This window comes from Vibrio qingdaonensis, assembly GCF_026191675.1.
In the GTDB taxonomy this organism is placed as follows: Bacteria; Pseudomonadota; Gammaproteobacteria; order Enterobacterales; family Vibrionaceae; genus Vibrio; species Vibrio qingdaonensis.
The window spans coordinates 1-12,024 of the sequence record NZ_JAKRRY010000022.1 but is presented as its reverse complement, the minus strand read 5'-3'; the positions used below and the strand labels follow the sequence as shown (position 1 = coordinate 12,024).

The window sequence follows — 12,024 nt, the reverse complement described above, 5'->3', positions numbered from 1 at the left end:
TTTGATTTAGATGATGAGTAATGAGGTTTTAGCATGTCTAAAAAAGATTATTACAGCGTGCTAGGGGTCTCGAAAGGTGCCTCCGAACAAGAAATTAAAAAAGCCTATAAACGGCTAGCAATGAAGTACCACCCAGATAAAAACCCGGGTGATGCGGCGGCGGAAGCGAGCTTTAAGGAAGTCAAGGAAGCGTACGAAATCTTGACGGATAAAGATAAGCGACGTCAATACGACCAATTTGGTCACGCGGCATTTGAAAATGGCGGGCATGGCGGACGTGGTGGTCACCATGGAGGATTCGATGACATCTTTGGTGATGCATTCCGACAGCGCGGACAAGGTTTTGGCGGCGGTTTCGGCGGTTTTGAAGATATGTTCTCTCAAGGACGAGGGCGTCAACCTCGACCTCAGCGTGGTCAAGATAGCGAGTTTACTCTAACCGTTGACTTTGTCGACGCGATTCAAGGCGCAGATAAGGTCGTTGAGCTACCAATTAACGGTGAGCATAAAAAGATCAACGTTAAAATACCCGCAGGTATTAAAGACGGTGAAAAGATACGTTTCTCCGGTAAAGGTGGCGCGGGGTCATACGGCGCACCAGCAGGCGATCTGTTATTGATTATCGCCACCAGAGCACACGCGTTTCTTGAACGAGATGAAAATGACCTCATCTGTAATACCCCCGTCGATATGATCACAGCGGCGTTGGGTGGTGAGATTGAAGTCAACGTGCTTGATAGTCGTTTTAAACTTCGCATCCCTGCTGGGACTCAGCACGGGCGAAAATTCAAAATGACAGGGAAAGGGGTGACCAGTCGTAAAGGAGAAACAGGTAACTTGTTGGTGAGAATTCAGATCAAAGTGCCAACGGATCTGAGCGATCAACAACGTTCCTTGTTAGAACAGTTTAAAGAGACGATGCAATAGCGTGCATTCGGCGCGTTTATTCGTTTTCGCTTAATGTGTTACGTGTGATTTGATAAAGACAGCCAACTTTCGGTGGCTGTCTTTTTGTTTTTCATGACCTGCGTTATTGGCCAATAGGCGCTATGCTTATCAATTACAGTAAAATTTAGGCTCCTATCTCGCCCATCCTTTTTTAAGTAAAGCAGATATCGACATGTCCTTTGCATTTCACAACCAGCCAAGGAGAGAGCAATGACGATGGTGTTCAAAGCCCTTATTTTGGGATTGCTGTTTGGTTTTGTCACGAAGGAAGTACTCGCCCAAACATCCATGTTTTTGGTCTGTTAGCCTACGAGGGTTCAGGCTATTGAGTCGCATCAAAAGGATAGCGATCTAACCCGTTACTTATTCCATCTTCATCACTATCGTTATAGATGCCATCTACTGGACTTTGCCCCCATTCTGCAAGTGAGCGGTTAATGGCTTTAGATACCGAAATATTGTCAAAGTAGAGTGTCTTAGGGCTTCGAATTTCGGTATACATGCCAAATTTCATATAACCGTCGTTGCCAACCAGTAATGTTTTTCCTGCTCGATCAAGTTTCAACTCACCATTTACCCACACTTTAACATGACCATCGTCACCCAGTGATTTCTTGAAATACACACGAATATCCGTCCATGTGTCTTGTGGTGCTGTACCTAGGTCGACGACGGGCTGACCACTTGAATGGTACGTCAGTGCAAATTTACCATCGTTACTTAACCGGATCGCCGCATGGGGACCTGAACTAAATGACTTCCATTGAGTAATAATCACCGAATATTTAGTGACGGTTTGCCACGACTCGTCGGGACGAATACTCGCGCTGTAATAGGACTCTTCACCGGGTGAGAATCGGTAAATGCTGCTCATAAATGCCGCTTCAGAGCGATAGGCTGGTGGTTCTCCAAACACCTTTAACACTCGCTCGCCTGTTCTTGCCCATGGCACTGCTTCCGTTTGGTAATAGTGATAACTCGTGGGCTCTTTAGTCAGCGAGTCGAGGTCACTAGAAAAAGACGGCGTGAGCTCGCCAGGAAGTTCGGAGTGTAATGTGCCATTTTCCCATCCTGCAGTGTAAATAGGGGCAGCGTTATTAATAGGGGTGGTGCGATTCACTTGGATATCAACCACCGCTGACTCTGAACGGTTAAACCCATCGTCAACTGAGTAAGTAAAGTCATCCAGTCCAACAAAGCCTACGTTGGGCGTATACAGAACATGCTCCGCAGTGATGGTTAGCGTGCCGTAACGAGGTGCTTGGTCAATGATAATCTGCAACTCATCTTGCTCTGGGTCAACGTCATTACTTAACACATCACACAGCAGTTGCTTATCTTCTAATCCATCACAAGAGTCCGGCACAACCATCGTCACTTGGTTTTCCCAGCGACTCGCGTCAAGGGGATAATCATCCATGTCGTCATTCACACCATCGCCATCATCATCAAGATCTTGATTGTTGCCAATCCCATCTTGATCGGTGTCGATCCATTCATTGGGATCATTAGGGAAGGCGTCTTCGGCATCGACGATGCCATCTCCGTCAGAGTCTTTGGATAAAGGCGAGAGATTAAATTGAAGTTTATCGACTCGTACCGAACCATCTATCGCTCTAAGAGTCAGTGTGTGCTTACCTTGGGTTAGATAGATGGTTTGGGGGTCAGTCGGTTCAAACTCGCGAGCAACTTGAGTGGAAGATAAAAAAGGCAGATGAGCGAGAACCTTACTCCCTTCGGCGAGCTCGAGGTTTTTTGTTGTGCTTGCTGTGGACCCTAACCAGGCAGAGAACTCAAAATAGGCGTCTTTCGGCACCTCGACGGTGTAGTTCATCCATTCGCTACGCGCAAACCAGCCTACATGAAAGTAGCCTGAATGGTTCGAGATATCGATGGCATCATTACGGTAGTTCTTGCCACCACGATTGTCTTCTGTGGTTTCAAAATAAGCGATGTTTTGCCCCCCTAAATCGTAGTCTTCTGCTTCAACGATAGCTGGGAGAAGGTGAGTGGGTAAGGCGTGTTTGTCGGGGTCCCATGGATAGACATCCTCACTGTCAATGATGCCGTCGCCATCAGTATCTAATGCATTCGCGCTCGCGGTGAGCGATGCCGTTAAAGGGGCAAGTATCATGGTGGTTCCAGCAGCGATGTAAAGCAGGGAAGCTAGCCGATTTGTATTTTTTAATGGTGTCATGGCATATCCTCGTTTAATTCCAGCCGCGCAATGACGCGCGGATAACGTCACGGCTATCTGTGACGATTAACGTTGTTAGGCGGCAAAAGTGTGAATTAATTGAGTGCACTCATGAGTAAGGTAGTGAATATGGAATTAATATCAAACCATGCTCATATTGATTTGGTGAATGAGTCGTGCGAGTGATGTCATGTTTTGTTGATGTAATGTGGCATTTGTCGGCAACGACGAATTAGTAGGACATTGCAATCATGGAGTCATGTTCTCAGTAAGTTATATCGCTAAGCTCAAGAAATGGCGGGATGTTATTGATAGAAAGCGTGCTGTGATCATTCATGTTTGGTGTCACAAGTGAGGTAGAGAGACCAAGAAAATGGGCAAGTGACTTATCTGAACGGTTGTCATGGTTATGTATCTGAATGTTATCTAAAAATTGAACCAAATTTTTCTATATCAGATTTCTGACTTAATTCTGATTATTTTGAATTAAGATCGCGTCTTGTTTATCTAGTCGTGGTAGTACCACTTTGATATGCTTGGATCAACGCGGAGGTACAGTATGAAGTGGAAAGTTGTTGTGATGTTAGGCGCTGCATTGACCTTATTTGGGTGCAGTAAACCCGATGCAGAGCCAACAGAAAGTGAATTATCGAACCATCAAAGCCAGCAGGTCGTCATTGTTCATGGACTCGGTCGCAGTGCGTGGTCAATGCAAACCATGTCAGACCTAATCTCGAAGCAGGGCTATCAAGTTTGCGTGGTTGATTATCCAACACTTCGCCAATCCATTGATAACACACTGGGTGAAAGTGCCAGTGCCATTTCAAACTGTCTTAGCCAGTTTGAAGAAGCGGATTTTGTTCACACTAATCAATCAAAAACACACTTTGTGGGTCACTCATTAGGTGGGCTTGTGATTCGCTCATATCTAGCTAATCACCCCGACTTTGTGTCGTCTAAAGAGATGGGAGAGGTGGTATTTTTAGGAACGCCTAATCATGGTAGCGATGTCGCCGATTATTTTGTGAACAACGGCTTATTGTCACTATTAGGAGAAACGGCCACGTCATTGACCACGGATCCAAACAGTTTTCCAAATAGCCTGCCGCAACCAAACTATGAATTTGGTGTGATTGCCGGGACACAGAGCTACCCTGTTTTTAGCGGTATGTTTGATAACTCCAACGATGGGCTAGTGTCGGTTGAGTCGACCAAATTAGAAGGCATGAAAGATTTTGTTGAAGTGGACATTAAACATGACAAGCTAAGACGAGATCCTTACGTGACTCGCCTTATCCTAAGCTTTATCTCAACCGGAACGTTTGACGCCTCATAAAGAGCGACGATATCGCTAAGCTTTAATGACACAATCATGAGGGGAGGTAAACTCCCCATTGTGTTCATGAAGATAATTCACTGTGATAGCTGAATGAAATTGATATAACTAAAGTACCCCAAGGAAGAGGGAGTACGACATGGAGTTATTGATAAAACTGGAATACATTGCCCTGCAAATCTGGGCAATATTTTTGATAAAAGCGCTACTGTTTGGTTAGCGTGGTATAAGTAGCGTTTGAGTATCCTATTTTGGGTTCTCATTCGATACGGCGCTACCTATTTCCCCCCTCGGCTCTATGTCTTATAAATGCCACTCTACTGGATAGGCTGTACTTGGTTTTGCCCCGAAATCGCTTAGATCAAATACTCTATAAAATTTCGTAACGTGCGTTTTCCCTACCAAAACTAATCCGATTTAGAGAGGCATATAATCACCTCATATACTAGACAGCATTGTGAAATAATATGTGATGAAATTTTTTCGCTTGCTTTGCGCTGACTAAAACGCTGCTCATAATTAAATTTAATTATTTTATTTCAGCGCTTTAGGTGGTAAGTTTTCGCCTTTATTTGTTTGATTTATAGGTTTATCTTGTGCGGTATTTTTCTATTTTCCCTATAATTGCAGCGCTTGCTGGTAGTCCAAGTTTAGCTGCCGATCCATTATCAGAATTTCAAAATGAATTACAACAGCCGAAGCTTAGTGCTGAGCAGCGACTTGCGCTGGCTGAATCTATCACCAAGCATACCGCTTGGAGTGCAGGGGCATTGGCACAATTCTATTACACGGGTGAGGGGCTAGAGTCGCCGAATAAAGATCGTGCGTTGGCAATGTTTGAATTGAGCGCACAATTAGGCGATGCCTATTCAGCTTACAGTGCATTTTTAGGTCATCTCCAAGGTTGGTCAAGTCAATCAGACCCAAGCAAAGCGTCACCATATTTATGGCAAGCCGCAAAAGCCGATATTAGACAATCTCGAATGTATTTAGCGGAAGGTTATCGAACGGGCAACTATGGGTTGCCTCAAGATTTAAAAGCTGCGATGCAATGGGCTAACACGACTGAAGTGCCGCCGCAAATGCATTTGGATATGTGTCTTCAAGAGGACGCTTTATATCTAAGCCAGCATTGTGTTAATGAATGGGTTAAACCAGCCGCATTGCAAGGCGATGCGATAGCAAGTTACCGCATGGGATTACAGTTTCAGCATGGCATTAGTATGTTGACTCCAGATCTAAATGAGGCTAACACTTGGTTTGAAAAGGCTGGTAACTACGGACCTGCGTTATTCGCTCGTGGTGATCTTTTATTTGCTCAACAAGGAAATTCTTTTTTCAATAAAGACGATAGCGAGCAGATGAAATCATTGTTGTTCTCTGCCGCTCAGACGGGTGAGCTACGCGCGTTTACAGAACTCGCATATGTGATGATTAATGGCGGTGAATCTGACTCTGCTTTGACGTTACTAAGTCAAGCCGACATAGTTGGATCGTGTGACGCTGAATGTAAGTATCAATTGTCAGTGCTGCTTGAAAAAAGTGAGCCCGAAAACGCTGAAGCATATTTACAAAGTGCGATGAGTGAAGGTGATGCCAACGCTTTGCTTGAAACGGCACTTAAACAAGCCCAAGATTTACCCGATACTCGCGCTAAAATCTACCAAGCAGCAATTAAAGGCAATGTAACTGCAATGCTATGGTTGATGGATAGAGCAAATGAGTCGGGTGATAAAGAGCAAGCGATTATTTGGCGTCAAGAAGCCGCAGCTTTTCAAGACAGGTATAGTCAGTTTGAGTTGGCTTTGCACGCGAGGAAAGAGCAGTGGTATGAAGCTTCTAGCTATTGGAAGAGCAGAAACGGGTTTTCTAACCGATTTAAAGATGACGTTAATGTCTTAGCTGATAGCGGACGTCCTGAAGTACGTGAGGATGCCATTCAATATACGAAACAATTTGGCGGTGATCTGAAAAAGCGTTATCAAGAGTTGAACGCTCAGCATGATGAGCCAAATTATTATTTAGAACATAACCGCTTACTTAACCAACTTAAGCGTGTTCGCTTTCGTGAATACTCATTATCACCATGGAGGATTGTCGCTGAAGCCCCTGATGTACCGCAAATAGAGGCTTATAACCGTGGTGATATGAAAGTGCCAAGGAGGCATAAAGATGGGCGTTTAGCCGTGGATGGAGCTTGGAATCCGCCCGAGAAACTACCGTTTAAATTATTGGCTAATAATCAAAGTGTGCAACAAAGCCATTGTGGATACTTATTTAATCGTGCGACAGGGGATCATCTTTTAATCCACCGCTTGAAAGGGGGATGTCGTCCTGAACCAAGCATATTGACTCGACTTGAGCAAGAAGGGGCGAAAAAGCTAGTTCATAACGACGCGGCTTCAGCTGCTCTATTTGATGATGGAAGTGTTGTCACTTGGGGCGGTGCAATGGCTGGTGGCAGTCCTATTCTTGCGGCATCTAATTTTGAAGATTCAGCCTATCAAAGCCTTGATGATGAACTCAAAGTTTATCGTCGTTTACAAGCGAATATTGTCGATATCGCGCCCGTGCAAAGCCATTTCCTCGCTTTAGATAGCTCAGGGGATATTTTGCTTTGGGGACCAATGGCTTATCATTTTGGTGGTGAAATTCAAGGCGAGTATCAAGCACTGGCGGCGAGCCCTGATAGTGACCGCTTTTGTGCGTTGAGTCGCAACGGTGATGTCGATTGTTGGGATTTAGGTGGCGGCGCTTCACCAGTAGTAATTGCTCATAACAAGGCTCGAGTGATGAAAGTTGAAGGTACTTTTGACACTTTTGCAATGCTTGATGAACAAGGGCAATTGACTTTACAATCGATCGTTATGAATCAAAATACCGATGATTTAGTACCGACGCTTGATAAAAATAAGCGCTGGAAAAAGCTAGAACAAGTGATTGTCTACGGTAGATTGCGAACACTACTGGTTGATACGGATGATAAACTCTATTACATAAAACAAAATCATCAAAAGTTAGAATTAAAATCGGTACGTAATATTGGCAAAGAAACGTTATTCATTACTTCAAATGAAACAATGGCATATTTGAACTAGGCTGTTTCTTTGCATGGTAAGGGCCTCTTTAGCTGTATAAGGTTAAAGAGGCTTTTTTATCTTATTATCTAGCTATGGAGATGGCCTTACCTTCAATTAACTTGCTATAAATTACCAAACCACATGAAAAGTCTGCGTGACGAAATTTCGCGTTTAATCTTGCGCTCGAATAAAACACCGATTCATAATCGGCATTTGATGAGCTTAATAAGATCAGATTGTAAGGAATGAAGCATGCTGCAGTGGTTAAAAGCAAGATCAGGAAAAATGTTAGTCGTGATGTTCTCACTATGGAGTTTGGTCGGCTACGTCTTGTACCCAGCAACCATTGTTTAATATAAATCCATCTTACCAGTAAAGGCTTCAGGCCTTACAGCTATTGCTGGGCAGAAGGTTTAAGATACTTTTTCTTACTTGAACTGATGCCACTAAGTCATTTTAGCTAAGAAGCTTTTTTCCAGAGACGTGTTATGCCGCCATGCTTTGGGACAGAAGCGACTTAACGGTTTAGCCACGGTCATTGATTTTGCTCGCTTTGGGACAGTAGTACGATAAATGCAATGAGTTTTCTATAAACGAGTATTGCAGAATATGAAATAAACCAATAGTCTAATTAGTGAGCGATGGCGGTGTCATCGTGCCACAAGGCGAAGTTCTGAGTATCTCAGGGTTTTGCCAATACACAATTTTTTTGAGGTTCTGTAGGGAACTTAAGAGGAAATACTAAATGACTATTCTAGCTCCAGAGGAAGTGCTACCTCGCGCCAATTGTACTATCGTGCGCCATGAATCATACGGTTCTACTAGTACAAATCAAACTGAGATCGTACGCTCTATCAAGGCAAACTTTGATAACGACTCTCATCTCCAAGCCTTTACAATTGCTGTTCATGCCAACCCTGAGGGGTCGCCACAAGAGCAAGAGCTGGCTTACCTCATTGAATACAGTGATGGGCATATAGAGTTGTTTGATAAGCACTCGATGTCGATCAATCGCTCTCCGAGAGAAAGCGAAGTTCTCTCGATGATCCGAACGCTTGTTTATCTGGGTTTTGGCGATCGCCTGTTTTACTGCACGAAACGTCTATATACGCAGGTTTTTCAACAAACCCCGCTCTTAACTGTAACTGTGATTAAGGCGAAGGGTGTTAAGTCGCTGCTCCCTCATTGGCATGAGTTTACATCGGTGAATAATGAAGCTTATGAAACCTACTCTAAGTCTATTTATAAAGCAAAGGAGTGGGACAGAATAGCTGAGTTGACGCAAATCTCAATCAACGAGGCTCAAGTTCTCAGCTCAATTGATTTCGTTGACAATCTTCGTTCTGATGATGAGGTTATCGTGGGATATGTCGGGCGTAGCTTCAAGAAGTGGATCTTTGTTTGTCGTCGTGGACGCAAGGCTTACTTGACCTTTTGTGACGAGCGTACAATTCATTTGGCTTACCACTCCATGGTCGGCAAGTACAATATGAAAGCTTATGGTGACTTCATAAAAGAAAGCGTTGAAGAGAGCTACGCTCAGCGCTTAATTAGTGTTAATCAAGGGCAGTTCATCACGGATTTTAATGAACACCATCATAAGTGGTTATTTGAGCGCGTAATAGATAATTTGGTGGTGATTTAAGGTTGTTTAGAACGAGGGAGGATATTATCCTCCTTTTTTCACCCCCCGCCAACGGGTGACCCTCAAGAAGTTACCTTAGAATACAATGTGGCGTTAGCTTGTTCACTCGATGAAGTAAAAGCATTCAGTATTGATTCGTTTGTTGTAACTGAAACGAACAAAGAAAAGAACCCCTTCAATTCTTGGATTAAATCAAAGGGTTCAGATAACATCAGCACCATCTTGAGTACTCCAATATTGGTTAATGAGCCTAAGATTCTGCTCTATCAGTTTGTAGGCTCTAAGAAAACAGCGTTGAGCTATGACAATGTCCTTCCTGTCAAAAAAGGCAGTGCCGTTTATCGTGATGTCTTTATACCTGTTAAGCCTTCCGTTCAAGTTGGGGAGCGTTTAGGTTGGCCTACAGAGGGGTATTTCTACCACTTTATTGATGATGAACTTATCCATGAGTACAAAATCGCGGGTAATAACAAGTGGGGTTTCAATGTCACAGAGTCCACTAAAGATGGGCTCAGCGATGAAATCATCGTACCCAAACCACAATCTACGATTTTACTACCTTATAAAATCGACAATCAAGTGATTGCCAGGCAACACCTTTTGTATAAAAAAGAGAAACTCTCACAAGACCTACTTTTGGGTGATATTTCGGCGAAGTGGCTCGATGAATACGCTTGTCTTCTTGATATGGATACGGTGTTTTCCACTCGAACAGCACCGATTTTAGAAAAAGAGAAAGAGAAGGATGGTAAAGTCATTTACATCATTAAGAGTGGGGATAGTCTGTCTAAAGTCGCGCACAGACAGGGAATAACACTCGAAGAATTACTGACTTTAAACCCTAGGTACAAGGGCTCTCCAGATAGAGTGAATGTCGGTGATGAAATTATCATTGAAGTTGACCAAATGACACAATTTGAACCTGAGTATCATACCTGTCAACTTGACTCTAAGACGAATCAACGTGAAACATGGAGTAGTATTGCTGCGTTATATAATCTTTCGCCTAAGTCCCTATTAGGGATGAACCCGCACTATGATGCCGACCCTTCTGCGTTATCACTTGGTGATAAGCTTCAAGTGACATTACCTAAAGAGTCGAGTGGTCAATATTCCGCTCGTTCTCCTTTGCCTGCTGAAGACGTGACAACATCAAAAATAGTGTTTGCTCATTCTTCGTTCAGAGCCGTTATCAACATCGGACAACTTGGAGTTATTGGCTTTTGGTGATGGAGAGGCCCTTAGTAATGGAAGTAAAGGTCTTGAAGTCAAAGTCGTTCAAGAGGCATTGATTGAATTGGGTTTCGATTTAGGTCCTGCGGGGGCCGACGGAGATTTTGGCAAAGCGACAGAAAGCGCTATTACACAGTTTCAGAAGGGTTATGAACCGACGCATAACACGCATGAAACTTATAAAATTGGTGAAGTCGATGGGATTGTAGATAAGAACACAGCTCTTGCTTTGGATGAGGGCGTCAGTGAAAATTGGCAATATATTGATGATGCTATGGATGAAAAATGGTTAACTGTGCCCAAGGGACAATTTACCTTTGATAATGAGGGCGATGATATTGAGTCATCCGCTTACTTCTCAAGAAAAGCCCACGTCCCTCATAATTCAGACGGGGTAGTGATTGGTCAATCGGGCGTTACGATTGGGCGAGGTTTGGATTCAGGGAACCCACCCACAGGAGCAACCGGGCAGTCACCTTCTAAATTGCACTTAAAAGAGCTATTTCAAGTGTCAGAACTGACGTCAGAATTGTCCGATTGGTTACTCAGTGTAGAAGGTGTGAAAAAAGAAAGCGCCCTAGAGTTACTTAACAATTCAAGCTTGGAGAGCAATGAGCTTACATTAACACGCAAGCAGCAACACTTAATGTTTAATACTGTTTATGAGTATATGGAAGAAAAGACTCGTATTTTGTTAACGAAGTCAGATGTTCAAGCTAAATTTGGGGTTGTTGATTGGGCCAGTTTACCTCTTAATGTTAAGGAGGTCCTAGTCGATTTGACTTATCGTGGGGACAACAGCCCAAGAACAAGAGAAGGGTTTGTTCCTGCTTTAGTTGATTTTGATATTCTTAAATTTAAAAAAATAATGTTCAATAGCAACAACTTGTGGGTTGGAGTTGATTTGAACAGGAGGCTAAGACGTGAAAAACATTTATAAGAGTATGTTCTGTGTTCTTGTTGCTTTTTCTAGCGTAACATTTGCGAGTGAAAAACTTCCTTCTAGCTCAGACATTAGAGAGTTAAAGCAAAGTTATGATAATCGTACAGGTAAAGTTGGTGATCTTATTGCCTATATTCCGACAAAAAAGCCTTGCTTGAATGTTTTATCTAAAAATAAGCATGTAGAATTCTGCTTTATCGACTCAACGGCAGAAGATTTAGGTAAGAGCGATAAGGCAGGTTTTTTCATTACTCTCTCAAGTATTGCCAACGAGAGCGTATCTTTTGAATATCATACGATGTGGTACTCAAAGAGGTGTAGTTATTTTACATTCGAAGAACAACCAACTTGCGAACAGCCTTATACTAATTAAGTCTTCGACTTAGAGGTATTATCAAACATTTTAGCTAGTTCAATGGTACCCATCGCGCTAGCTCGCCCCCTTTTATTTTGCAAAACCTGAAGTTATTCATTAATAGCTAAGTTAGCAAAGGGACTGGTATATTTCTGTCCAATAACTATTTAGGTATATCAGCCACACCTTATAAACCAAGGTTAAACCCCAGGGCAAAACTGTCAGCTCTTGCTTAAGCCAGTACGGCTTAGATTAGTTGATAAGTGTGAATCATTCTTCTGCCTTCG

At 43.1% G+C, this 12,024-nt stretch carries 8 protein-coding genes; 7 read left to right on the top strand and 1 reads right to left on the bottom strand.

Annotated features, from left to right (window positions below; genetic code table 11):
• The first annotated feature begins 33 nt into the window (after positions 1 to 33).
• Positions 34 to 927, top strand: coding sequence for a DnaJ C-terminal domain-containing protein (locus tag MD535_RS15655; protein ID WP_265675960.1), 894 nt, complete (start codon positions 34 to 36; stop codon positions 925 to 927).
• Positions 928 to 1,270: 343 nt separating this feature from the next.
• On the opposite strand, the gene MD535_RS15650 is transcribed toward MD535_RS15655, so the two are convergent.
• Positions 1,271 to 3,145 (bottom strand): heparin lyase I family protein, encoded by a 1,875-nt coding sequence (locus tag MD535_RS15650; RefSeq protein ID WP_265675959.1) that lies wholly within the window; start codon positions 3,143 to 3,145, stop codon positions 1,271 to 1,273.
• Positions 3,146 to 3,704: 559 nt separating this feature from the next.
• On the opposite strand from MD535_RS15650, the gene MD535_RS15645 reads away from it, so the two are divergent.
• The 6 genes from MD535_RS15645 (at position 3,705) to MD535_RS15620 (ending at position 11,755) form a co-directional block, all read left to right on the top strand.
• Positions 3,705 to 4,481: an alpha/beta fold hydrolase gene (locus tag MD535_RS15645; RefSeq protein ID WP_265675958.1), complete on the top strand. Its 777-nt coding sequence runs from the start codon at positions 3,705 to 3,707 to the stop codon at positions 4,479 to 4,481.
• A gap of 596 nt (positions 4,482 to 5,077) precedes the next feature.
• Positions 5,078 to 7,579, top strand: a complete 2,502-nt coding sequence (locus MD535_RS15640; RefSeq protein WP_265675957.1) for an SEL1-like repeat protein — start codon at positions 5,078 to 5,080, stop codon at positions 7,577 to 7,579.
• Between the two features lie 727 nt (positions 7,580 to 8,306).
• Entirely contained in the window at positions 8,307 to 9,206 is a 900-nt protein-coding gene (locus tag MD535_RS15635; RefSeq protein WP_265675956.1) for a hypothetical protein, read from the top strand.
• Between the two features lie 87 nt (positions 9,207 to 9,293).
• On the top strand, positions 9,294 to 10,436 hold the full coding sequence (locus tag MD535_RS26200; RefSeq protein WP_265675955.1) for a LysM peptidoglycan-binding domain-containing protein: 1,143 nt from the start codon (positions 9,294 to 9,296) through the stop codon (positions 10,434 to 10,436).
• Positions 10,423 to 11,379 (top strand): pesticin C-terminus-like muramidase, encoded by a 957-nt coding sequence (locus MD535_RS15625; protein WP_265675954.1) that lies wholly within the window; start codon positions 10,423 to 10,425, stop codon positions 11,377 to 11,379. Before MD535_RS26200 ends, MD535_RS15625 begins: the two co-directional genes overlap by 14 nt.
• Positions 11,363 to 11,755 carry a hypothetical protein gene (locus MD535_RS15620; RefSeq protein WP_265675953.1) on the top strand — a complete coding sequence of 131 codons (393 nt, stop codon included), beginning with the start codon at positions 11,363 to 11,365 and terminating at the stop codon, positions 11,753 to 11,755. Before MD535_RS15625 ends, MD535_RS15620 begins: the two co-directional genes overlap by 17 nt.
• The last annotated feature ends 269 nt before the right edge of the window (positions 11,756 to 12,024 follow it).